Origin of the sequence: Mycobacterium sp. G7A2 (genome assembly GCF_041902445.1) — a bacterium.
GTDB lineage: Bacteria > Actinomycetota > Actinomycetes > Mycobacteriales > Mycobacteriaceae > Mycobacterium.
Genome location: NZ_CP169251.1, coordinates 4,485,071 through 4,510,238, shown reverse-complemented (window position 1 = coordinate 4,510,238; position 25,168 = coordinate 4,485,071). Strand labels below are relative to the sequence as shown.

16 protein-coding genes, 1 pseudogene and 1 other annotated feature are annotated in these 25,168 nt (G+C 58.9%); of the genes and pseudogenes, 7 read left to right on the top strand and 10 right to left on the bottom strand.

Going from position 1 to position 25,168, the window contains the following annotated elements; translation table 11 throughout:
- The first annotated feature begins 225 nt into the window (after positions 1-225).
- From ACEWX3_RS21340 to ACEWX3_RS21320, 5 genes are all read left to right on the top strand, one after another.
- On the top strand, positions 226-1,740 hold the full coding sequence (locus tag ACEWX3_RS21340) for a polysaccharide biosynthesis tyrosine autokinase (protein WP_374157617.1): 1,515 nt from the start codon (positions 226-228) through the stop codon (positions 1,738-1,740).
- A 690-nt stretch (positions 1,741-2,430) separates the two neighbouring features.
- Complete coding sequence (locus ACEWX3_RS21335; RefSeq protein WP_374157616.1) at positions 2,431-3,318, top strand: N-acetylneuraminate synthase family protein; 888 nt, start codon at positions 2,431-2,433, stop codon at positions 3,316-3,318.
- A 55-nt stretch (positions 3,319-3,373) separates the two neighbouring features.
- Positions 3,374-4,222 carry a phytanoyl-CoA dioxygenase family protein gene (locus ACEWX3_RS21330; protein WP_374157615.1) on the top strand — a complete coding sequence of 283 codons (849 nt, stop codon included), beginning with the start codon at positions 3,374-3,376 and terminating at the stop codon, positions 4,220-4,222.
- An 88-nt stretch (positions 4,223-4,310) separates the two neighbouring features.
- Entirely contained in the window at positions 4,311-5,189 is an 879-nt protein-coding gene (locus ACEWX3_RS21325; protein ID WP_374157614.1) for an FkbM family methyltransferase, read from the top strand.
- A gap of 41 nt (positions 5,190-5,230) precedes the next feature.
- Positions 5,231-6,034: a methyltransferase domain-containing protein gene (locus ACEWX3_RS21320; RefSeq protein ID WP_374157613.1), complete on the top strand. Its 804-nt coding sequence runs from the start codon at positions 5,231-5,233 to the stop codon at positions 6,032-6,034.
- Between the two features lie 107 nt (positions 6,035-6,141).
- Here ACEWX3_RS21320 and ACEWX3_RS21315 read toward each other — a convergent pair whose 3' ends face one another.
- The 7 genes from ACEWX3_RS21315 to rfbA form a co-directional block, all read right to left on the bottom strand.
- Positions 6,142-7,059, bottom strand: a complete 918-nt coding sequence (locus ACEWX3_RS21315; RefSeq protein ID WP_374157612.1) for a glycosyltransferase family 2 protein — start codon at positions 7,057-7,059, stop codon at positions 6,142-6,144.
- 564 nt (positions 7,060-7,623) lie between these two features.
- The gene (locus ACEWX3_RS21310; protein WP_374157611.1) at positions 7,624-8,835 is read right to left on the bottom strand and encodes a hypothetical protein; all 1,212 of its coding nucleotides are present in this window, start codon (positions 8,833-8,835) and stop codon (positions 7,624-7,626) included.
- Positions 8,836-8,995: 160 nt separating this feature from the next.
- Positions 8,996-10,045, bottom strand: a complete 1,050-nt coding sequence (locus tag ACEWX3_RS21305; protein WP_374157610.1) for a hypothetical protein — start codon at positions 10,043-10,045, stop codon at positions 8,996-8,998.
- Entirely contained in the window at positions 10,042-11,208 is a 1,167-nt protein-coding gene (locus tag ACEWX3_RS21300) for a cytidylyltransferase domain-containing protein (RefSeq protein ID WP_374157609.1), read from the bottom strand. Before ACEWX3_RS21300 ends, ACEWX3_RS21305 begins: the two co-directional genes overlap by 4 nt.
- 237 nt (positions 11,209-11,445) lie before the next feature.
- Complete coding sequence (locus ACEWX3_RS21295; RefSeq protein WP_374157608.1) at positions 11,446-12,864, bottom strand: sugar nucleotide-binding protein; 1,419 nt, start codon at positions 12,862-12,864, stop codon at positions 11,446-11,448.
- A 14-nt stretch (positions 12,865-12,878) separates the two neighbouring features.
- Positions 12,879-13,877, bottom strand: coding sequence for a dTDP-glucose 4,6-dehydratase (gene rfbB, locus ACEWX3_RS21290; RefSeq protein ID WP_374157607.1), 999 nt, complete (start codon positions 13,875-13,877; stop codon positions 12,879-12,881).
- Positions 13,877-14,746, bottom strand: a complete 870-nt coding sequence (gene rfbA / locus ACEWX3_RS21285; protein ID WP_374157606.1) for a glucose-1-phosphate thymidylyltransferase RfbA — start codon at positions 14,744-14,746, stop codon at positions 13,877-13,879. Before rfbA ends, rfbB begins: the two co-directional genes overlap by 1 nt.
- Positions 14,747-16,067: 1,321 nt before the next feature.
- Here rfbA and ACEWX3_RS21280 point away from each other — a divergent pair.
- A complete protein-coding gene (locus ACEWX3_RS21280; protein ID WP_374157605.1) occupies positions 16,068-17,492 on the top strand; it encodes a hypothetical protein in 1,425 nt (474 codons plus the stop codon).
- A gap of 594 nt (positions 17,493-18,086) precedes the next feature.
- Here the strand turns inward: ACEWX3_RS21280 and ACEWX3_RS21275 are convergent.
- Positions 18,087-19,309: pseudogene (locus tag ACEWX3_RS21275) on the bottom strand (IS3 family transposase); the annotation flags it as partial.
- Positions 18,894-19,025: a sequence feature (AL1L pseudoknot), on the bottom strand. (Overlaps the previous pseudogene by 132 nt.)
- 183 nt (positions 19,310-19,492) lie before the next feature.
- On the opposite strand from ACEWX3_RS21275, the gene ACEWX3_RS21270 reads away from it, so the two are divergent.
- On the top strand, positions 19,493-20,824 hold the full coding sequence (locus ACEWX3_RS21270) for an IS256 family transposase (RefSeq protein ID WP_163676268.1): 1,332 nt from the start codon (positions 19,493-19,495) through the stop codon (positions 20,822-20,824).
- A gap of 128 nt (positions 20,825-20,952) precedes the next feature.
- Here ACEWX3_RS21270 and ACEWX3_RS21265 read toward each other — a convergent pair whose 3' ends face one another.
- A complete protein-coding gene (locus ACEWX3_RS21265; RefSeq protein WP_374159913.1) occupies positions 20,953-22,137 on the bottom strand; it encodes an IS30 family transposase in 1,185 nt (394 codons plus the stop codon).
- A 901-nt stretch (positions 22,138-23,038) separates the two neighbouring features.
- The gene (locus ACEWX3_RS21260; protein WP_374157604.1) at positions 23,039-24,535 is read right to left on the bottom strand and encodes a sugar transferase; all 1,497 of its coding nucleotides are present in this window, start codon (positions 24,533-24,535) and stop codon (positions 23,039-23,041) included.
- Positions 24,536-25,168: the final 633 nt, after the last annotated feature.

Genomic DNA, 25,168 nt, shown 5'->3' with positions numbered 1-25,168 from the left:
CGGGTCCTATCGCCACGCGAATGGCGCGCCCACCCCAGAAGGCTTCTCCGGAGAGCGCTTCAATTCTGTAGTTAGTCGCAACCGCTGGTCCGGTGGGACCAAAAAGACGACAAACTCAGTTTATTAGCCGGGTGTGGAATAGGCACTACGCAGCATCGACGTCCAGGCAGATAGGTGACGCCGGTGGCCAAGGGAGCAAACAGCTAACATGAGGGAGTTGTGGCGATGAATCTACAAGACTTCATCAGGCTAATTCGTTCTCGTTGGATCACAGTACTTTTCTCGGCTGTGGCGTGCCTGCTGGGGGCTGTCATATATTCGCTCGTCACAACCCCAATGTACGAGGCGTCAACGAGACTGTTTGTCTCGACCACCTCTAGCGCATCATTGGCGGAGACCTATCAAGGCAATCGGTTCTCGCAGGAACGGGTTATCTCTTACACCGAATTATTGATGGGCCGTACTTTGGCGCAGAATACGATAGACAAACTGGGACTCGATTACTCTGCAGAGGAACTGCGGTCGAATATCTCAGCGACCGCGAAAATTGATACCGTTCTTATCAATGTTGCTGTTCTGGATGAGTCGCCGGTGCGGGCCCGAGATATCGCGAATACATTGGCGGACGAATTCGTAATTATGGTCCGAGAATTGGAAACCCCCGAAGATGGGTCTAGTCCGGACTCGCGAGTGGTGGTTGAGCAGCGAGCCATAATTCCGGATGAGCCTGTCGTTCCAAAAACGTCACGCAACATTGGCTTGGGACTAGTCTTTGGACTGGTTTTGGGTCTTGGGGCGGCGGTGGTGCGGGATCTGCTCGACAACACCGTCAAGAACCGAGAAGCGCTCGAAGAAATCACGGGTTCCGGTGTGGTAGGAAGTATTCCCTTGGATAAGGAGCGGCGCCGACATGCCGCTATACCGTTCGAAAGCGATAACACGGCAATCGCCGAGGCATTTCGTAAACTGCGGACAAACCTTCAGTTCCTCGCGGTGGATAATCCGCCACGCGTCATTGTTTGCACAAGTTCTATGCCGCATGAGGGTAAATCGACTACGGCGATTAACATTGCCTTAGCTCTGGCGGAGGCTGACCATAATGTCGTGCTGGTCGACGGTGATATGCGTCGACCGATGTTGCACAAATACTTGGATCTAGTGGGGGCTGTCGGTTTTAGCACTGTGCTGAGCGGTGGAGCGACGCTGACGGAGTCGCTTCAAAAGACACGTTTTCCTGGGCTGACAGTTTTGACATCTGGTCCGATTCCTCCGAATCCGAGTGAACTCTTGGGTTCGCAATCGGCAAAAAAGCTGTTGATTGAGCTCCGCGGACAGTTTGACTTCGTGATCGTGGACTCGACGCCGCTTCTGGCCGTGACGGACGCGGCAATATTGGCCGCGGCGGCCGATGGAGTGCTCGTTATCGCGCGATTCGGACACACACGGCGTGAACAGCTCGCACACGCTGTGGCAAGCTTGAAGGATGTGGGAGCCCGCCTACTCGGCGCAGTTTACACAATGGTTCCGACCCGGGGTCATAACTCGTATGGTTACGGCTACACCTATTATGGCGAAGACAGCATGAATCGACCGCGGCGGCGAGCTCTTCAGAAAACGGACGCTGGAGACGATGAATCTTCTGCGCAATCGCCGAACTCCGGTTCGTCGAACTCCGGTTCGTCGCAAAGGGCTAATGGAGGGCAGCGAGTAGCCGGAAGGCGAAGGCGTGCGGAGCCCTAGTCCCCAGCCTCGACAGCTGCCGGCTTGATGGTCGACTCTTTGCGGAATGCGCATCTGGTTTTCCACCCAGCTAGGTCCCCCGTGCCGCATCGTCGAACTTGAGCAACGTCGACGTCGAACGCGTGCTGACCGAGTGTCGGCCCTGCCGACCACGCTCTGGCGAAGCGCTCGCTGCCGGGCAATCGTCCAGCCGCAGTGCAAGCCGAGCTTCGGGGTTGCCACGGTCCAGCGACGCACCGGTTCCGGCCCAACGTCGTGGCGGTTGTGCTGGCCACGAGGCAGGATTTGGATAATCGATCGCGGGGCTCCCGGCTACCTCTCTGACCCGGAGCCGCGGCGCGATGGATTAGAGCACGGCGGGCGAACGTAATCGGAGCCCGCGAAGCTCATTACTCCCCGGACGAACGAGAGGAAACGGTGTTACGATTGCAGAGCATGGGGAGTTAGCCGGGGGCAAAATTTGAAAGTTGCGTGGGGAGCGGGTCCGGGCAGTGACGACTGCCAATTTCTTACTTGGCGACATGCGCCGACGGGAACGAAGGGTCGCGTCGGTTTCGGTGACGTCAGCGCAGCACCGATTGGCGGTGGCGCTGCGGCCTACCCATTCCTAAGAATGGTGATGATGGGTCCGTTCCGTTCCGTTCCGTACCAAGCCAGCGTTTCCGGACTGTTCTGATCGGAGTGAAAAAGATGGTTGAAACGCCCAAGGTAGTTGCCGAAATAGGCTGCAACCACAAAGGTGAATTGGACATTGCCAAGGAGTTGATCTCCACTGCAGCCATATTCTGCAAGGCTGACTACGTTAAGTTCCAAAAACGTAATAACACCGAGTTGCTCTCGCCGGAGGCGTACAACGCCCCCCATCCGAACCCAGCTAACAGTTACGGTGCAACCTACGGTGAGCACCGCGAGTATCTCGAATTCTCGGTTGACCAACATCGTGAATTGATGGACTTTTGTAGCCAAGTGGGCATTGGTTACTCAACTTCGGTCTGGGATGTGACCTCGGCACGCCAGATGGCCACTTTGGAACCTGACTTCCTGAAAGTGCCGTCGGCGTCGAACCTGCATTGGGAGATGCTCGCGGTTCTGTGCGACGAGTTCGGTGGCGGAATCCAGCTCTCGCTCGGCATGACCACTCGGGCCGAGGAAGAAGAGATAGTTTCATTCTTCGAGGCCAGGGGTCGCGCTAATGACCTTTTGCTCTATGCTTGCACTTCGGGATATCCTGTTGCCTTCGACGACATTTGTCTTGCTGAGATAACTCGGCTGAAAGAACACTATGGCTCCCGCGTCCAAACAATCGGTTTTTCTGGGCACCACCTGGGGATCGCCGCTGACGTAGCAGCGGTCACGCTCGGGGCGACTTGGGTGGAACGCCACTTTACGCTTGACCGAACCTGGAAGGGAACCGACCACAGCGCATCGCTCGAGCCAGACGGCATGCGCCGCTTGGTGCGCGACGTCCGGAACGTCGCCCGAGCGCTCAAGCCCAAGGGAACCGAAATCCTGCCAATCGAGGTAGAAACTCGTCGCAAGTTGAAATGGGAACCGATCACCTCAGGCACGGCCGTCTGACATGGCGAGCGTATGCGAATTCGATGCTGGATCCGCGGCTGACGATGGAGCGGCGATGCGACAGGCGCTCGACAAAGATGGGATCTTTATCGTCCGGGACGCCCTTTCGCAGGACGAGATTGAAGAATTGCGCGACATTTTGGTCCATTACCTCCCAAGACGCGGGCGACGCTTTGGCCTTGGGAAGACGCAGCCCAACGCTGCCCAGCAGGCTCCTGAACTCGCCTTTGTGTTTGCCCATCCGCGAATCCTGGCAGTCGTCAAACAGGTGCTAGGTGAGACGGACGTCGTTTTCACCGGACACTGCGACATCCACATGAATATGTTATCGGGCTGGCATAAGGACAGCGGCGAGACTGTCCCAGGTGGCTATTTCACTGGCCCGTATATGAGCTCGGAGGACTGCCGTGTGTACAAAGTGGCGATCTATCTTCAGGACACGGGCAAACGAGATGGTTTCACGGCTCGACTTGGCTCACATCGCGAGGTCGATCTGAGCGTAGGTGAAGCGGTTAGTGTTCAGAGTCGCAGGGGAGACATCGTCGTATTCGATGTGCGTATCACTCACACCGGACAGCTTCCCGATCCTGTCGAGAAGGGGCTGAAAGGCCTCAACCTCGCGCTGAACCACGGTCACCGCGATCGTGAAGATAGGCAGTGGGTTTCTCGTATCAAATCGAGCTACTGGAAGTTGATTGGTCGTCGCGATCGACTATCAGTTTTTTTCACTTATGGTGCGCCGAACTCGTTCACTGACGACTTTGCCAGAGCGAACATGAGTCGACAAGCCCGCCAGGGTTCCGTAGGGCCCTCGGCAGGGCTGCCGCCAGAACTTGGGGCAGCGCTGGAGCGCGGTGGTGTCAAACTCTCAGGCGCTCTCCGAAGCCAGGATTGCGAGTGGTAAGGACGCATATAACGAAGTGCCGGCCGTGTGCAACAACTCGGGGTGGAAGCCTTGGACGTCCGTGGACACGACGCGGAGGGGCGAAGTGATGAAATCCCCCGAAGAAGCTGTCAGGTCACCGCATCGCCGAATTCGCGGTTTAGATTCGCTGCGGGAAAGGGTGAGGGGTAACCGTTTCGTGGCCCGGTTTCCATGGCTCCGTGCGGCGTTGCGTGCGGCGTGGCATAGCGTCGACTTCTTACGTGTGCGCAAGAGCCGCAGCTATATACATGGGCTGTTGTTTGATTTAAAAGGGGGCACATATTCGACTGAAGGAATGAGCTTTCGGATCGCGTCGGACCAATTCCCGCGTAGTTTTCGTTCGCGCTTGTACTTCGACATTTACGAAGCCCCTGAGCGCGAATTAGCGCATAGATGGATCGAACCTGGCGCATCTGTTCTAGAGCTCGGAGGTTGCATCGGCGTTGTTTCCTGCGTTGTCAACAAGCTCTTGGAACACCCACGAAACCATGTTGTTGTCGAGGCCAACCCCACCCTCATAGGCGTTCTCAGCCAGAATCGCGATGCCAACGGCTGTTCATTTCGGATCGAGAACTGCATCGTATCCCGCGCAGCGGAAGCTGAGTTCTACATTTCTGGCATCATGACGGCTAGCCGGAAAGACTCGGGTGTGGGCAAGCGCATCGCCGTTAGCGCGAAACCACTTGAGGAACTTGAAGACCAGTACGGAATTAAGTTCGATACCCTCATTCTCGACATCGAGGGCGGTGAGTTCGATTTCTTTACCGAAAATTGCACGCGCCTGGAGGAAGTGAAATTGGTTATACTGGAACTTCACAGGCGCATTCTCAGTCCGCACGAGTTAGAGGTTTGCACCAGTATTTTGGAAAGGGCTGGTTTGGTCCGGGTAGATGCGCAGGACGAGACTGAGGTGTGGGCCCGACCCAGAGATTCCTGTGCTCTATGAAGCTATAGCGCTAGGTCGCGTTCTACGGGGGCTTGATCTTCATGAATGACTTGCTGAAGCGGTTTGTGGACGCAAATGTCGCTTTGAGCGATCGAATTTCACCATTGACAGTGGAGACGACTCACGCCTACACGCGATACGATGTGGCGGGGGCGGAACTGCTACGCCGTGGACCAGATAGCGTCCTAGACGTGGGGGCCGGAAAAAAGTGGCACTTCAACCCGTCGTTAAAGACTTCGCGAATGCAACTGATCGGCTTCGACATCGATTTGAGTGAGATGTCCGGTAACTCACTGTTAGATCAAAAGATATGCGGTGACGCATGTGAAGGTCTGGGAGTTCCGCCCGAGTCGGTCGACTTGATCATGGGACGCGCAGTCATTGAGCACCTCCACGATAATGCGTCCTTCTTGGCGGCGGCAAATCGCGCGCTGCGCGAGGGTGGCCGATTAATTGTAACTTTTCCGAGCAGGTACGCGACTTTCGCAGTCTTGAACCGTATATTGCCTCGGAAAATTTCGCAGTGGCTTCTGCGCAGACTGGTGCCGAATTCGGCAGGCGTGCTTGGCTTCGAAGCTTTCTATGATCGCACTACGCATCGTGAATTCGGAACAATGCTTAGGAATGCAGGCTTTGAAATAGAAGAAGAATATGCCAGCTACTTTTCGAGCTCTTACTACCGCTTTTTTGTTCCGTTGTTTATAATTGGCCTAACTTATGACTACATTTGCTATGCGATAGGTAATCCGCGTTTCGCCTCCTATCTTATGTTCGTAGCTAGAAAAAGTCCTAACGCACGAATAGGGGGCAGTGAGAGCGGCTATGACACGAACTATAGCCAATAACCCTGTCCCGCGGGCATCTGCCTCGTCTTCGGCAGTCGTCAGCAACCCAGTCCAATCAGTCGCCGGCTGACTTGGCCCCCGGACAACGCTTTCGCAGGCCCAACGCATTACTCGGGCCAGCGATCGCGAGGCTTCGGCTGGCCGAGAGGCTTACTGCGCATAGCGCATTCGCGTGTTCGTATCATCGCAGCGGCGTTGCAGACAACAGTGGCTGTCTGGACGAGTGTAAACCGCAGGTAGATGGCAAGAATGACCAACACGTTGAGCAAATGACCATTGGACGGCCCGAGATGGCGGTGGTAAAAAATCGCCATGCTTCGGTGGAAGTGGTAGTTCAACAGCAGGCTCCGCCGCTTGCCTGAACTGGCGCCTTTAACATGGAGTGCAGTCACGCGGCCGTCATAGACAACGCGCCAGCCCGCGTTTCGGAACCTAACGCACCAATCCAAATCCTCGGCATACATCCAATAGCGTTCATCGAGGCCGCCGACGGCGCTTAGTGCGTCACGGGTTAGTAGCATGAAGGCGCCGTTCAGCGCATCCACATCGCCCGTCCCCGTTTCGGGAATATCGTTCGCAACATATTGTCCTTCCGTTCGCCCGATCGCGCGCGACGTGAAATATCGCAGCGCCTGTAATGGGCTGGGAATCCGCCGCTTAGCCGCGTGGTCGAAGGAGCCGTCATTGAGCAACAGGCGACAACCAATCATGCCGATAGTAACGTCTTGCTCTAGCTCGTCTATTAGATGTTGGAGCGTTGGCCAGCGTGCTTCCGTGTCAGGATTCAATAGCAGAATAAAAGGCGCAGTTGCTAGCGCGAGCGCTTGGTTATTTGAAACTGCGAATCCGGGATTGTCTACTCTTCGGAGCAGGCGCACTTGCGGGAATTCAGCAGATATCACGTCTGGCGTATCGTCGGGCGAGTTGTTGTCGACCACTGTGACGCGTAATGTGCCGGCGGGAGCGCTCGTCAGCAAAGCGTCAAGGCTGTTTCGCACGAGATCCGATCGCCCGTATGTGACCATGATTACGTCTAAAAGTGGTGTTTCTGCGTTGAAGGCTCGATTACTGATCAATTTAAATTAGTCTTTCGGGGAAGTGTGGGTAGCTCGTGAATAAAGATGGTCTGCCTAACGTTCAGTGTGTGTCAATCTAGCGCGGCGCTAACCCTAGGGGCAGTCGGTTAGTAGGTTCTTGTGCCGACGTCCGCGATTTCAGCTATTTCTGCAGATTATCACTTCCGGTGACGATATGTTGCCGAAGTCAGTGGTGTTTGAAGCGTTACGCAGCATTTAAAGCCCCGTTTGGGTTCGCTGTTCGTTCATTCGCTGGTGTCTGGCACTGGGCAACGCCATCGGGTGAGCTGGTTACGTGAGGGGCCACAATGCTGGAAGTGTCGCTGGCCGGCCAGGGTCTATACGTTCAGATATCGACACTGCCTGCCGCGTAAACGGAGTTGCGTCGGTGAATCCATGCCGCGCCCGAGTCGGTAGCAATTCGTCCTTGCTGCAAACTTCTCACAGCTAGCATATTTTGACAAGAAGTCGGAGGTTAACCAGATGCGTTCCACCAACTGGCCCGCGCAGTCGTCAGTAATTCAAAGTCCGGGCAGCGCGAATCTTCAGTACTAGCAGCGCGAACGCTCCGAGTAGGACGGCCGCGGCAGCGCCGACGATGCCCCACAACTGAGTTGCAAAAACAGATGTAACAACCATCACGACACATCCGGCTATACCGGTTGTCATGATGGCCGTATCGTTATGCCGCCGGTAAAGCCTATAGTGTGCCGGTTGCGCTAGCGTTAAACATGCGAATGCTAGGCAGAGAAGGCCGAAGCTGACTAGCTCCTCATTCGGTGGAACTACGCCGGTGAGCCACGTGCTCGCAGCGAGGCCCAACATCGAGCATAGGGTCCCGCCGACGATTACGGCGATGGTTATGCGGTAGAACTCGCGATCAATATCCTCATCCACGTCGAGTCCGCTTAACCGGGGGTGGTAGATCGGCTCCGCCACACCCTTCTGCGCCACGTAGCTGAGCGACGCTAACATCGAAACGAATGTAAACCGGCCGGCGGCAGCGTCCGAGATCATCCACGCGCAGACGAAGCGCCCACCGGTTTCGATGACGCGCAAGCTCGCGGTGAAAACCACCCACGTCCGACTTCGGCCGAGTACTTCGATGAGCAGCGTCCACGCGTGCAGCGGATGGAAGTCGCTGGAGCGCGGACGAAATCGGCGCCAAATTGGCGAGCCTGCTAGCACGGCTCCGGAAGCACCGACGATCCAGAACCAGAGTACTGTCTGAAATGTCCACGGCGACGGTATCGCGCCGAGGAAGAACATCGCAGGGACCGCTACGCCCCACGCGCCGGTACGCAACGCCACACTCAATACCGCCAGCGTTGGCAGCCTCTCGTTAATGAGATTCCGTGAAGTCTCCAGCCCAATGTGCTCGAGAACCAGAATTACGGCGCCGAGTCCCACCTCGGTAGCGGACCAACCGAAGGCGGAGAGCGTTAAGGCGCCGATCGCGCCCGATAGGAGCGACCCGACGATCATAAAAACGGCGTAGAAGCGACGTGAGTCTGCCGCTCGCCCAGGCTCTTGCAGGATGCGGCGGAGTAACACCTGATACGCTTCGAGGCCGACTACCACCGGAATTAGTAGCGCTAGGCCGGCCAACAAGCCGAAGCGGCCGAAGTCCGCCGCCAGCATGTACTTCGCTGCGAAGATGACGAATACAAAGCGGCCGCCGAGCGCAGTGCCGCGTAGGGCCAATGCCGAGAGCAAATTGCCCAACGTGCTCTTTGAACCACTCACGCGTGCGCTGCCGGTGCACGTATATTGCTAGGCTTTCCCCGCGGACCAAAGGCGTCATACTCGCTAATAGCGTGCATCCGGCACGAGGTGCGCGTCGATCCCCGGCGAGTATTTCCTAGCATTCTCCGTAGCGCCCGATTCATGTCATCGTCGGGCCCTGCGAGTACGACCCGGGCATCTGAATTAGCGTCACGCCTGTCGCCGATAACAGGGTTTTTACGCTGTTATCTCCGTGATAGGCGTGTTCGCTGTAATAGTCCGAACCAAAATCAATGCAACGTAGATCTGGTCTCATCAGTTTGAACGTGACAAGTGCCGTGCAGCACGTGCCTACGACGGTGCCAGCCTCAAGATCGGCAGCCATACTCTCGGTTGTTACACCTACACCTACCTCTTCGTGACCTTCCAACAACTCCTCAATCAGGCCGCCAGGGATACGCGGGTGCTTTTTCACCTGGATCTTTTGAAAGCCAGAATTTTCAAGCCAGGCAACAAAAGCCTGAGCGAAGAATTCGAACTTTTCTACTTCCATCCATTGATGCAACCCTGTCAGAACGACGAGCGCGATTTTCGGATCGCTCTTACGCGGTGGTTCAACAGGCTGAAAGGTCCGCCTAACCACCTTATTTTCCGGGGCTTTCAAGCCCTCCAACGCGAAGCTGATTATTCGGCTTGTCCGCGGTTCAAATGCGCCTGACAGATGGCTTCTTGGTTGTCTGTATCGATAACCCAACAGGCGTGCGGCCATAGGCTTGATTTGCCATCGCCATCGCGCTCGATTTGAAAGACTGATCTCCTGAAAGTTCATGATGCCCTCCACTACGACGCTTACTTCGATGGATGGGCGGTGTTCGGCTATGGAGAATAGGTGAGCCGTGATGAGGCTGTCGTTATTCACTAGATAGATATGTCGGATGTCCGCCCGCTTCTCCAAGTCTCGTAAGAGTCGCGCGGCAGCTCGGTAAAAACCGATGAAGCGCCATTGCCCCAGAAGTCCACTAGCCGGGCGGCCTGGATAACGGAGTACCAAGCCACATTGTTCCATCCACGGCTCCGTTACGTCGCGGAGTAAAACTAAGGCGACTGATTTCAACGGGATCTCGCGCAACACTAAATCTTGTCTTGCGAGCTCGGCAGAAATTGCATTATTCACTGCTACGACGGTCGTCAAGTCACGCAAGAAATTCACGTGACCGCTCCGAGGATCATGTCCGCTAGCTCGCGAACTGCCCCCCTACCCCCTTGAGCACGGAGGACGATCGACGCAGCCGCAAGCGCGGCGGGATGCGCATCCGAGGGGGCAACAGAAACCCCGGCTGCGGCCATACATTCAAGGTCGTTGACGTCGTTGCCCACGTAGATCAAATGTGTAGGATCAATTCCTTGGTCGCCGAGCCAGTCCTCGAGGGCACCGATCTTACTGTGTTGCCCTTGGCGGTATTCGAGCTGCAACTTCTCACAACGCTGCGCGACTACCGCATTACGCTCCTTTGAAAGCACAATCATAGGTAGGCCGGCATCGCGCAGCATTTCGACGCCCATTCCGTCGCGACGAGAGCAGCGAACTGCTTCAGTGCCGTGCTCATCGACAACAACGCAATCATCCGTAAACACCCCGTCAAAGTCGAATGCGATCCCTTCAATTCTGGACGGCAGCCTCGTTGTCGGTTTCTTCTTCCGGTCGATACGCTCCGCGGCAAGTTCGAAGTCTTCGGGGTCGTCGATCTCCAGCACGCGCGACGCGGGCATCTCGTGGACAACGGTTCGACCAAAGAATCGGTGCTTCGCCGTTCGGAATCCTTCTGCGGTCATTGCATAGACAGCGCCCGTTTCGAGATATTCGTTATCACGGTCCTGGCGACGCTGTCGAACAGCCTTATCGTGGTTAACTCCAATCGCATTGCCGTCGGCATCTTGCTTCCATACGAAATAATGAAAGCGTGTCACAGCCACTGCTGTGTCAGCATCGGCATCGATCAACGCAGCCAGCACATTGTCAACGTCCTCGGCGGTTGTCAAAGGCGAAGTACATTGCAGAAAGCAAAGGATATCGGGCCGGTAGCCTTCCGTATCCTTCAGATAGTCGAGCGCGTGAAGCAGCGCGGACTCGGAGCTAGCCTCGTCCCCTGCGAGTTCGATCGGACGAGGAACCACATGTGCGCCGAAGCGTCGCGCGATCGCCGCGATTTCGGCGTCTTCGGTTGAGACAGCGACACGACTCACGAGCGAGGCAGATTGTGCGGCGAGGATCGTGTGGGCGATGAGGGGGAGACCCCCCAGTGGAAGCACATTCTTCCGGGGCACTGTTTTTGAACCGCCCCGGGCAGGGATAAGCGCAAGTATTTCTGGCATGTTTCATTCCACCGTGTTTGCAGTCGTTAGACGACACGAACGGCGCTGTCGCGTCTCTAGGCTATTCGGGACGGCAGTCGGTTGGAATCTCGCTGCAGGGGACAGAGGTGTACTTTGGCAGTGTTTCGGAGCAAGATCACGCGCCCGCACCCCTGTTGCCTCCCCTGCTCCCGTTCGAGTCTTCAATGGCGCCACACTACTGGGCGTCAGTTCTGTTCTCTTAGTAGTCATTGTTCCTCACGACCAGCATTGCTCGACGTACTGTTTGAGCGTGTTGTCAGCGTCACGTGGCGAAAGCCCAGTGGACCTAATCCGCTCAAGATCCAGCACACTGTTATGTGGCCTCGGCGAGATTGGCCCCGAGGTTCCGATCGAATACTCAGCTGTACTTACGTCGGTGATCCGGTTCGGGTCCGACCCCGCGAGGGCGAAAGTCCGTCGCGCAATATCTGCCCATGAGCCAACGGGGCCAGATCCGCTGACGTTGTAGATGCCATATGGTGGGCGCCTCTCGAGCAAGTGGCGAATGGCCTGAGCTAGTTCGGAAGTGAAGGTCAGTCGTCCGTATTGATCGTTGACAACCCGCGGGCTGATTCCGCGGGCCGCCAGCGACAGCATGGTGCGAACGAAGTTGTGGCCGTCGCCGATAAGCCAAGAGGTGCGCACGATGTAGTGCCGCGGCACTGTAGCGGTGATCTGGTCACCTGCAGCCTTGGTTTGTCCGTAAACGCCCATTGGAGTCACCGGGTCATCTTCGCGGTAGGGGCGCTGGGCGGTGCCGTCGAATACATAGTCACTCGAAATCTGTACGAGCGTTATGCCGTTAAGAGTCGCGATACGCGCCAGTCGAGCCAACCCGGTTACATTAGTGGCCCAAGCATCGGCGCGTCCGCCCGGGGTTTCAGCCGTGTCGACGGCAGTGTAGGCGGCGGCATTGATGATCGTGTCGTAATCGCGCCAGCATCGATCTAAGGCGGTCCCTGGCATTGCCAGGTCGAAGTCGGAACGGCTGGCGAACTCAACATTCGTTCTTTCGCCATAGACTTTTCGTAACGCGCGGCCAAGTTGCCCGTCGGCGCCCAAGATCAAAGTTTTTCGGGTAGCAATCGGGGCGATGTCTGCTAGGCGCGGATTACCCCGATCCTTCGTCGATAATTCAGAGCGGCACAACGAGATTGGCCAGCCGATCGCAAGTGTCTCGTCTGCTAGGTCCACAGAGACGTACTCTCTGTCAGCCGTCCAGTGGTCGTTAACCATGTAAACGTAGCTGGTGTTGGGTTGCAATGTCTGAAAGGCGTTGCCTACCCCTCGCGGCACAAAGACTGCCCTCGACGGGTCGAGTTCAGCGGTAAAGACCGTCCCGAAGGTTTCGCCTTCCCTTAGGTCGACCCATGCTCCAAAGACCTTTCCGGTGGCGACCGAAACAAATTTGTCCCATGGTTCAGCATGGATGCCGCGGGTTGTGCCTACCGCAAAATTGAACGAGACGTTGGTCTGGACGGGGCCGAAGTCTGGCAGTCCCGCGGCCAGCATCTTCTCGCGCTGCCAAGTCTCTTTGAACCAGCCACGATTATCGCCATGCACGGTCAAGTCCCACAACAGCAAGCCCGGAATCGGAGTTTCGCTAGAAAGCAGCGGCTTTTCGTACTGGGTCAACGCTAGATCCTCTGCTAACACTCAAGACGGGCGTAGAACGCCTCGGCGGCACCCTTGGCCGAGGACCACCAGGTCTCGTTGTCGCGGTACCAAGCGATCGTGGCAGCGAGGCCCTTCTCAAAGTCTCGGTAGCTTGGCTCCCAACCGAGTTCGGCCCGCAATTTGGTCGAGTCGACGGCATACCGAAGGTCGTGGCCAGCGCGGTCAGCGACGTGGTCGTAGGCGTCGGCAGGCTCGCCCATTAGCCTCAGAATTAGCTCAACAACCGATTTGTTGTCTTTCTCGCCGTCCGCGCCGATCAGGTAGGTTTCACCCATACGACCATTTTCCAGGATCGAAAGCACCGCCGAAGAGTGGTCATCAGCATGAATCCAATCACGAACGTTTGATCCGCTGCCGTATAGTTTTGGCCGAATACCTTGCAGTACGTTCGTAATCTGGCGCGGGATGAATTTCTCCACATGCTGGTACGGGCCGTAGTTATTCGAGCAATTGGAGATTGTCGCTGCGACGCCGAATGACCGAGCCCACGCTCGGACCAAGAGGTCGCTGCCGGCCTTGGTCGACGAGTACGGAGACGAGGGATTGTAGGGCGTGGATTCTGTGAATCTTTTGGTGTCTTCGAGAGTCAAGTCCCCATACACTTCGTCGGTGGATATGTGGTGCAACCGGGTCCCATACATGCGGGCCGCCTCGAGTAGAGTGTATGTACCTACTAGGTTGGTCTCCAAAAAAGGACGCGAGTCGTGCAGCGAGTTATCGTTATGAGTTTCTGCGGCATAGTTTACGATCGCGTCGGCTGAGGCCATCAGGTCATTGACGATATTTGCGTCGGCGATGTCACCGCGGACGAAAGTCAGACGGTTGTCGGGCAGGTCGTTCAGCGAGGCCTGGTTGCCAGCGTAGGTCAGTTTGTCCAGGACGGTGACGTGGTACTGCGTGGTGTGAATGACGTGGCGCACAAAATTGGAGCCAATGAACCCGGCTCCCCCCGTTACGAGCAGTCGCGACACTAGAAGTCCCTGTCCAGTAAATTCAGCAGATATTTCCCATAGCCGGACTTCACAAGCTTTTCGGCCCGCTCGCGGAGTTCGTCTGAGGTGAGAAATCCCTGCTGCCAGGCGATTTCTTCTGGTGCGCCGATCTTCAAGCCTGTGCGTCGTTCCATGGTTCGTACATACTCGGTCGCATCGGTCATCTGGTCAAACGTCCCTGTGTCGAGCCAGGCCGTGCCGCGGGGCAGTACCTCGACGTGCAATCGGCCCTGGTTCAAGTATGACCTGTTGACGTCAGTAATCTCGTACTCGCCGCGCTCGCTCGGCTTAAGGCTTCGCGCGATATCGACCACATCGTTGTCATAGAAGTACAACCCGGGGACGGCGTAGTTACTCTTTGGTTCTTCCGGTTTTTCTTCCAGCGATAGGGCTAGGCCGTCGGCGTCGAATTCGATTACGCCGTAGGCAGAAGGTTCGGCGACCCAGTATGCGAAAATTGCTCCCCCATCAACGTCGGTAAAGCGACTCAATTGCCTACCCATCCCTGGTCCGTAGAGGAGGTTGTCGCCGAGCACCAATGCGACCTTGTCCAATCCGATAAAGTCTGCACCGATGGTGAACGCCTGAGCTAGTCCGTCAGGTGACGGTTGCTGGGCAAACGTGATCGAGATCCCGAGATGAGAACCATCGCCCAGTAGACGCCTGAAGTGCTCGGTGTCGTGGGGCGTGGTGATCACCAGAATGTCGCGAATGCCTGCCAACATCAACGTTGACAGGGGGTAATAGACCATCGGCTTGTCGTACACAGGAATCAATTGCTTGGATACCCCAAGCGTGATCGGATGAAGGCGGGTACCAGAACCGCCCGCCAGAATGATCCCCCTCATGGAACTTATGGTTACACAGGGATGCGGACCAAGCCATCCAGCGGCCGAGGTGACCGTGACGGCACCCGTTTGGTGTCCAGTGGTCGTCCGCGCCTGTCGAATCATGGACTGCATCTGCTCGGCGCTGACCCGACTCGCTGCCTGCCGCCCTCGTAGCCTGCTTGCAGATCTCCGGCGGCTTTAATGCGATCGATCACCTCGGATCCGGGCACCGAGATTCCGCGCGATTTCGCTACAACACACGGGCTCGGCGCCCCGTCTACTTCTTCGACTCCCGATCACCCTGGCAACGCGGAACGAACGAAGACACCAACGTCCTGTTCCGGGACTACCCCCGAAGGGCGTTCGTCTTCATCAACTACCCACCAGGCACCTGTTGGCGGTCGAGGGCGAATTCAACAACTGTCCCGATGTTGTCCTCCAAAGCCGTTGCCCCGCAGACCTCCTCGCTGCCGTGCTGATTCCATATGGTCCGTCGGTGTTGCGACGTTGATTAGAACTCGCCCCGAGCTGACAACTTGTGTCGCGACGCCGCCGTCAGCAGAAGAGGTAGGGCGTGGCGCTCTCTGGGATCAACACATCAACTAGATTGATATAGGCGCGCTCGTGCAAATCGCGATGGTTTGCTCCCCGCTACACTGCCCCGGATTGGGGGGATTACGAGGCGTGCCGCCTCTGTTACGGCAGACTACGACGTTAACTCCGGCCGGTCACCTTTCTGCTGGGCTTTGAATGCAGTTATCGCGGCGATCTACACGAACATGGCAATTACTGTCGGCGGATTCGTAGCGCCAGGCGTGTTGGGCTTAGGCGGGGTTGCACTTCTCGTGCGCCACATGCGCAATATTCTTGGATCGGCGCACTGGTCGCGTTTCTGACGCTGTTCCTTGTCAGTGGAGGGTCGGATTGCTTTAGCTATCAGTTCCCGCCCTACCTGCATATGGTCGCCGCGCGCGGTTGTGCGCACTTTGGTGCGGATGAACTCGCCGGAGTAGTCGGTGCATTTCACTAACCGCTCCACACTGTCGCGGGTGACGGGGGAGGCGTCCAGGTTGAGGTGCGCGCTGCCCGGACCGCCACTTCTCACGTCCACCCGGCGTTACGGGCTCTTGAACAGCTCGCCGCCGAGGTGGTCGCGGCCCAGAAGCTTGCCGGTGTACCCCGCGAGGCACAGAGTGGTGCTGACGACCAGGCGCTCTCAGGGTAGGGGCCGTGGGTGCCACCGTTAGTTGATTGCGGTCGACGCGGCGTAGGCAACGCTGGTGAGGGCGAGGGTGCGGATACCTGCGCGCATAGTCGGCCTCCTCGCTACGATGCCCGGATGGGGGGATTGGCGGGAACGAAGCCGCTACAGGACACCGACCAGCGTCGCGTTCATCTCTTGATGTCGCTGCTAGGTGCCGCATTGTTCGCGTTCGGCTTCGCGGTTCCGCTTGAAAAGGGATCAACGTATCTGCTGTGGACCGGCTGCTGCGTGCTATTCAGCATCTACACGGCATCAATGCTGCTGATGCACCGCATGTTCTTATTTGCCGCGCTGGCAGTCTTCCTCACCTACGGCGTTGTAACAGTGTGGGTGTCGAACTTCGTATTGGAGTTACCGATGTCCAGTTGGCGCGTCGGATGGGGCGCTCGCGCAGACTTCCCCGAGGCGCTGGGACAGAGCATCTTCTACCTCACATTCTTCGGGATACTCGCCAACCTCGCGATATCCCAAGCCCCCAGCTACCCGACTGGACGGTTCACCCCAGACCAGGCAGCCCGCTACCAAGTGCCCGTGCTCGGGCTCACCATTCTGTCCGCCGGCGCGCTGGTCGCCGTAGCGGGAACAACCGCACGGGACGAGTACCTGCTGACCGCCGACGTTGAATCAATGTTCCTGGTCCAGGCGTCCTCGATCATGCTCTCGGCGCTGTTCGCTTATGCGATGTTCTTCGTGCCAGCCGGGGGCTACCGGCGGCTAATCCTTCTAACCTTGGTCGGGGCTGCGCTGCTGGTGACGCTGAACGGTTTCCGGTTCCTGATCGTCATCTTCGCGTTCATCTGGCTGTTCCACACGCTGTCCACCCGGAAGCTGCCTATACGTCGAGTGGTTGCTGTCAGCACCGCCGCCGCCGTGGCGTACCTGTTCCTGCTATGCCTGGCGTACACCCGCTCGGTGGGAATGACATCCGGCGAAGCACTCGACTTCCTGCTTGCCCCCGACCTCAACGCGGCCCTGGCCTACATGGGCGCCGCCGATCAAGTCAACATCATCGCACAGGATTACTACGCCCGCCGCATCGACACCGGGGAAGCACTCTCGGGTCGCACCTACCTCGACGCGTTTCTTCGGCTGGCCCCGAACTTCGTTCACACCAGCTTGTTCGACACCATCCGAAGCCAGGATTACATCGTCGCTAACGGGTCGTTCGTGCCCGAAGTGTTCCGCCGTAACAACTGGACCATCGGCTCGCACCTGTTCGTTGAAGCCATCATCAACTTCGGCAAGTACGGCCCCTACCTCGTACTGACCGTGTTCGCCGCGCTGATGACTTCGTTGGACCGCCTGGCGCGCAGATCCCCCGGCTTGTTCCTCGGCTACGTGGTGATGTCGGCAATGGGCTACTCACTGGCCTGGTACGGCTTCGGCAACTTTCTCAAACAAAGCATGTTCGCTTTCGTGTGCTGCGCCATTATCGTCGTCATTTGCCGCCAGTCGAAGCAGCAGTTCGTGGCTGAAGCTCAGCCCCACACAATGCGATAGCGCACCACACACGCCGCCGGGGTAACCGCCCGCAGCAGGAGGATTGCCGATCTTCACCTGTACCTGATTCGCGGCGGACACCTTCGCAAAATACGTCAGGCGAGCCTACCTGCCCTACAAACCAATTGCCTCGACCACATAGTGCCCAGTGTCGGCGCGCTGCACCGTCAGCGTCCACTGCGCCGATGCACCCGCCGCGGTGGAACCGGCGTTCACCACAGCGGTGTACTCGTCCATGTCCGCGATGCGGGTGATACCATCGAACGGGGTGCCGTCAGTGAGGCTCCCCGTCGACAACCCCGCCTCGATCAGCATGACACTGCCTGTGTCAGCGGTCGCGGCCAGATCACTGCCCACGTTAGGAACCTTGAACGTCATCGTGGGCGGCACCTCCAGGATCAGGGCGTCGTCGGTGGTGAAACAGGAGTCGTCGGCGCGAATCGCTACCCGCAACCCCACACCGGAGGCGTTCGTGGGGTCGGAGCTGTAGAGGCCGTGGTCAGCGGTGGTCGTGATGGTGGCGTAGGTGCCGGAGTGAACCGTCCTGGTCTGGATGGAGACCTGGGTTATGCCACCTCCGCGATGGAGGTGACGGTCACGGTAGCGGTTCTCGTAGTCGAGGGGTGGGAGATAGCCGAGAGACGAGTGCAGGCGGGTGGTGTTGTACCAATGCACCCAGCTGGCGGTTTCGCGTTCGACTTCGGCGCGGCCGGTCCAGGATTTGTGGCGGTCGATCAGTTCGGTGTTGTATAGCCCGATCGCTGATTCCATCAGCGCGTTATCCAGGGCGTCACCGACCGGGCCGATCGAGCCGGCGATCCCGGAATCACGCAGCGCCTCGGTGAACGCCAGCGAGGTGTATTGGCTTCCGGCATCGGTATGATGAACCAATCCTGTTGTGGTGAAACGGAAATCAGTCCTACGTCGGGTGAACACGGCCTGCTCGAGGACGCTGGTCACCAGTGGGGTGGCCTTGGTCGACATCACCCGCCATCCCAGGATCCGCCGCGAGTACACATCGACGCAGAACGCGGTGTAGACGAACCCGGCCAGCGTCCAGGTGTAGGTGAAATCAGCCACCCACCACTGATCCGGACGCGCCGGCACACCCCATTGCCGATCGATGAGATCCGGATGCCGGGCCGCGGTCGCATCGGCGGTGGTGGTGACGGTGCGACGCTTTCCGCGCACCGCTCCGGTGATTCCGCACAGGCGCATCAGCCGGCCCACGTGATCCCGGCCAACGTCGTGACCAGCGTGTTTCATCGCATGCCAGAGCTTGCGCACCCCGTAGAGCCGCCGATTGGCCACGAACAACTGGTGCACGGTGTTGGCGGCGTGCGCATCGGCCCAGTCGGTGTCACTGACCGGGCCGCGGGCCTTGGCCGCGTAGTAGGTGGACGGGGCGATCTGTAGCCCGTGCTCGCTCAACACGGCGCAGATCGGGTCGACCCCGAAATGGTCTCGGTGAGCGTCGATGTAGTCGACGATCACCGCAGTCGGCGGTCGACCTCCGCCGCGGCGAAAAACGCTGACGCTGTCTTGAGGATCTCATTGGCCCTGCGTAACTCGGCGACCTCCTTGCGCAGCGCCACCACCTCGGCCGACTGATCGCCACCGTCGTCACTGACCGTCGAGCGGCTGCCGAAGTGCCGGTCCTCGACCCAGTTACGCAACGTCGCCTGATTGATCCCCAGCAGCTCTCCGACATGGCGGCGAGCCGCCAACTTCGAATCATCACTATGGGCCAGACGGTCGTGATACATCCGTACCGCCCGCTCCCGGGTCTCTGGGTCGAACTTCCTCGGCGCAGCCACAACCACATCCTCCTGGTGCGATCACGATCTCCACCAGACCCAGGACGGTTCACCGCGCCTTGATCGACCTCGGCGTCGGACTGTGGCTCAACGAACCGGCAGCCAAAAGTACGCCCAGGGACTGTCGCAGTAAGGGTGTAAACGGCCTGATCGGCCCCGGTGTGTCGGGGCCGGAAAGGTCGCATGATGACCGAAACTGTCGTGGCTGTGGAGCTATCACAGAATCCCGATGATGAGGCCGCCGCAGCGGCCATTGCAGTCCCGGATAGCCGTGAGGTCGACGAGCTCGAGGTCGCCCGGGAGCTGGTGCGTCAGGCCCGCGAGGCCGGCGTATCGCTGACCGGTCCGGGTGGGTTGCTCAAGGCGATGACCAAGACGGTCATCGAGACCGCCCTGGACGAGGAATTGTCCGAGCATCTGGGCTATGACCGTCACGATCCGGCCGGGTACGGCTCGGGCAACTCCCGCAACGGAACCCGTGCTAAGACCGTGCTCACCGATGCGTGCGGGCAGATCGAGATCGATGTGCCGCGCGACCGGGCGGGCAGCTTCGAACCCGAGATCGTCAAGAAGCGTCAACGCCGCCTGACCGATGTTGATGAGGTGGTGTTGTCGTTGTATGCCCGCGGGCTGACCACCGGCGAGATCAGCGCCCATTTCGCCGACATCTACGGTGCGGCAGTCTCCAAGGACACGATCAGTCGGATCACTGACCGTGTGGTCGAGGAGATGACTGCCTGGCACACCCGCCCGCTGGAGCGCGTGTACGCCGCGGTGTTCATCGACGCCCTGCACGTCAAGATCCGCGACGGCCAGGTCGGCCCCCGCCCGGTCTACGCGGCAATCGGGGTGGATCTGGCCGGGCACCGCGACGTACTGGGGATGTGGGCCGGCGAGGGCGACGGGGAGTCGGCCAAGTACTGGCTGGCCGTGCTGACCGAGTTGAAGAACCGCGGGGTGGCCGACATCTTCTTCCTGGTCTGCGACGGACTCAAAGGGTTGCCGCAATCGGTAGGCGCGGCGTTTCCCGACACGGTCGTGCAGACGTGTGTCATCCATTTGATCCGCGGCACGTTCCGCTACGCCGGGCGCCAGCACCGCGACGCGATCGCCAAGGCGTTGCGACCGATCTACACCGCGGTCAACGCTGAGGCTGCAGCGGCGGCGCTGGACGCGTTCGAGGCCGAGTGGGGTAACCGATATCCGGCAGCAATTAGGTTGTGGCGCAACGCCTGGAGTGAATTCATACCGTTCCTGGACTACGACACCGAGATAAGGAAGGTGATCTGTTCGACCAACGCCATTGAATCGTTGAACGCCCGCTACCGGCGCGCTGTCCGGGCCCGCGGTCATTTCCCGACCGAGCAGGCAGCGCTGAAATGCCTATACTTGGTCACCCGGTCACTGGACCCGACCGGGACCGGACAGAAGCGATGGACCATGCGCTGGAAACCAGCACTGAACGCCTTCGCGATCACCTTCGCCGACCGCATGCCGGGCAGCGAAACCACCTAACCGAAGATGCCGCTTACACCGTTAATCTGACGGACCCTACGCCCATGGGCTTAAAGACCGCGGCAAGCACGGTGGCATCTGTTGACGACGGTTGAAAACTAGGCCAGAAGCGACGGGGTGAGTTCTAGTCAACGTCGCAACACTGACCGACGTCCTGAGGCTAGCAGCGCGGCGAATAAGTCAGCGGGACAGCGGTCTTGCAGGACCATTCGGGGGCGGTTGTTGAGTTCGTGCTCGACGGCCATGAGGTGCTCGGGCAGATGCCCGGCGAGGCTGACTCCTTTGGGGAAGTAGTCGCGAAGCAGGCCGTTGGTGTTCTCGTTGCTTCCCCGTTGCCAGGGCGACCGGGAATCGCAGAAGTAGACCGCTGCGCCGAGCTTGTCGGTGGTGGCCAGGTGGCGCGCCATCTCGGTGCCCTGGTCCCAGGTGATCGACCGCATCAGGGTCTGCGGTAGGTCCCGCATCCGCCCCACCAGAGCGGCGTGCAGCGAGTCCGCGTCACACCGGGGCAGGTGCACCAGCCGCAACATCCGGGTCTGGCGCTCGACGAGCGTACCGATAGCCGAGAGGTGGTTGTTGCCGATGATGAGGTCTCCTTCCCAATGGCCGGCTTCAGAGCGGTCGACAGGCTCGAAGGGTCGCTCGTGGATGCTCAGCATCGGCTGTTGAAACCGGGGGCGGCGGCGCTGTTGGCGTCGGTGTGCTCGACGGTGATCGCGTCCGGTTCGCAGTGGCGAGCGCCGGTGCGGCGCCAGACGCGTGGGGCGCATGAATCGTGAATTCGGCTGATACACAGCTTGATAGATGCTCTCAGCGCACAGCCACATCGACGGGTCAGCAGGATAGCGCTGGCGCAGGTGGCGGCAGATCTGCTGCGGGCTCCACCGCTGGGCAAGCAGCTCGGTCACCACGGCGCTGAGCTGATCGTTGGTGTCGACCCGGCGCTGTCGCTGACGTGCCCGTCGGGCGGTGGCTCTGCGATGAGCATCAAATGGTCGATATCCGCGGCCGGCGGTGCAGTTGCGCCGCAGCTCTCTCGAGATCGTCGAGGGAGCTCGACCCAGCCGCGAGGCGATCGACCGCACGCTGAGCCCGGACCGCCGTAGATCGGCGATTTCGATCCGCTCATCCTGGGAGAGGTATCGCGGGCTGATCTCGCGGACCGCCAGGCGATCCAGTGGCGGGACGAACCCGACCGCGACGCCGTTGCGGTAGGTCTTGTAACCGCGTGTCCAGTTCGTCGCTGCAGACCGCGACACACCGACTTCCCGCGCCGCTGCGCGGACACTCCACCCGCGGGCCCGCAACTCCATGAACCGCTGACGCTTGGCCGATTGCGGACGACGCCCCGGCCCCTTCTTCACCCGACGCGACGATGTCAACACAACCTCCAGAACTTAGAGAAAGTGTTGCGACCCCACCTAGAAACCACCCCGTCGCCACCGGCCTACATTTCGACCGTCGTCAACAGCATCGTGGCCTGCGCGTTGGCCCATCGCGCCAACCGTATCGCCTACGCCTTGGTACGCGACCGCACCATTTACCAGCCGACCCGCTGGACCTGAAACTCAACCCCGAAAGGATCGACCAGCCCCTTCACAACATCTGTCGGTGGCGGCACGCTAAGCGGACGGGACGAAGGGCCGGACCAGATGCCGAACCCGCTATGGCGGACCCCTCACCGGGCTACGCCGTGCCTAGCTTGGCACCCGACCCTTCGTCTCCACGGCAGCCCGAACGACGCCAGATAACCCACACCGAGGTTGCATACGTCAGCGTGGGCGCCAGGCACCCAACCCACACCAGCATCACCATCGACCGCACGAACCCAACACCTCCACCGAGAGGTGTCGACCCACTACGGCCTCCACACCGATTGACTCGAACTACAGCCAGCTGAACGCTGAGAAAATCGACAGACGTCTGCTTCCCAGCCGCTGCCGATGGTGCGCGCTCGCCGGTTACGGTAAGAGACGACCGTTGCGATGCAGTGAGCCGACCTGACAGTTCCGCGCGCCGTGGGGGCGGGGCGAACAACGTAGCCAAATCTACTGCATTTTGCGTTCGATTGGCCCCGCCGCTGAGTTGTCCGCAGCTATAGGTTTGGTGGCGAGAACCGCAAGTTGCTTCGGGCACCGCGACGTCGTTGGTGCCGCTGAAGCCCTCTGACGTGCACCTGGAGGCTGCCCAATTGTCGGGGCGCTGATGCCGACGTCATCGCTCTCTGTAGAACAGGACCTCACGGAAGGTACGGAAGATAATCGTGATATCGAGCCAGAGTGACCAGTTCTCGATATAGAAATTGTCGTGCCGAGCGCGATCAGCGATAGATGTGTCACCCCTCAGGCCACTGACTTGAGCAAAACCAGTCAGCCCGACCTGGACCCGGTGACGGTCGGTGTACCTATCGAACTGCGTTGAAAACTGCTCGACGAAGTGTGGTCGCTCGGGTCTTGGACCCACCACAGTCATGTCGCCCCGAAGTATGTTCCACAGTTGGGGCAGTTCGTCAATCGAGCTGCAGCGCAAAAAACGTCCCACGGGTCCGACACGGTCGTCTTTGGCAACACTCCATTGCGTCTGTGACTCCTGTTCGGTCGCCGGCCGCATCGAACGGAACTTCAACAACTCAAAGTGCTTGCCATCGCGTCCCACTCTGACTTGCCGGAAAATAACTCCGGGACCTCCCTCGATGCGTACTGCCAGGGCCGCTAGTGCCAGTACTGGCGACAAGACGATCAACGCTGTTGCTGCGACTACGATGTCAAACGCACGTTTGATTAGCCTCGCTGGACCTTTGAGGTTGGGATTGCGAATCCGCATGATCGGAATTGAGCCTATGTGGTCGGCCATTCCCGTAAGCGTATGAAAGTGGTGCATCCGCGGAACTAGAAGCAATTCTGTGTGCTGACATGCGGTAGTGCGGACCGCATCCATTAACGTGCGCTCTTCAAAGCCGCCGTCAGCGACAAGCAGGATTTCTGCACCGGTCGACGCTACTACGATGTCTAGATCGGCAAGACTCCCCAAGCGCGGTAGATAGCTGTCAGTCGGACAGTCCTGGCCGTCATCTACGAAGCCACGCAGTACGATGCCGTACTCGCGGTGCTCGGCAAGGATCCTCGCCAACTCCGCTGCCAGCGGGCCTCCGCCGATAAGAACAGTGCGCCGCTGAGCAACCCCCTTGCGCCGACACATAGCAAGTGCGCGGGTGGTAATAATGCGGCCAATGATGACCAGTGCGACGGACTGGCAAGCCGTCTCGAGGAATATCCAAACCTGCGACTTGTGATGCAGGTAGAGGATGATGGTGGCGACCGCCGCCACGGCAGTAAGTAGCCGAGTAACGATGTTCGGTAGCTCGTCCAAGACACTGAGATGGAGACGGGCGACATACCGTCCGCCGCCGGTGAGCAACAGCGTGGCAAGAACTGCCATCGTGACGACCGCGTACACCTGGGGTGGCCGCCAAAGAAGGGGTGCCATCACTAGTGCGAAGTCGACGACGGGCACGACCATCCATGCACGGATTCGGCCAAGCGGTCCGAGGCGTGGGCCGCGTCCTTTCGGCATCGAAGTATGGCCAACATCCTTGATGAGTTTGAGGGATGGTGGTCTGTGGACGTCCGGAACGGCGATCTTGGCCTCGGAGACCCCGTTCACGGACTTCCACTCATAGGCGGACGTGACCGGGTCGACGACTTCTGTCATGACTTAAAACCCACCGATGGAAGGATCAATTCTTCGAGGTCGTGCCCCCGCGGGCACCCCCCCGAGTTCCAAAGGTGAGCGATTACCCCACAACAGCCTTTGCCGCGCGTGTGCGCAGAGCCCCCTACCGATAACACAGCACCCCCCTGTAACCTCTCGCCCGAGCCGTCGATCCGACGGCTTTGCTAGCGAGCTAATGCTACTTGCTTTCGTTATAGCCGTGACCCGCCACGGAGCTAAAACGTCGTCCCCCGCTCATTCGATCGGTAGCTAGAATACTAGTGCCAGAGGTCGCGGATGACCATCCGATTCGGTCAGTTCTCCCAGATTTAACCGGAGCACTTCGGGCGTCTTGCAGCCGTCACGCCTGAAGCCGAGTTCGCGGCCGTCCACATACAACCGTGAATAGCATTTGCCGACGGATGCGGCTCAACCTGACAGATGTCAGATGCTCGCGTCCGTGTCCCTATCGCCACGAAGACGTTATGTTGCTGAGGGCCGGTTACCGAACGGCCTCACGTCAGTGGCCGAACCGCATCTGCTCCAACTTTCCGACTCTAAGCCGGGGTGTGTCGGCTCGCCTTCTATTGGCCGACTCTCGAGCCTTTTCTTTCCACAGCCTTGGGGACTCTC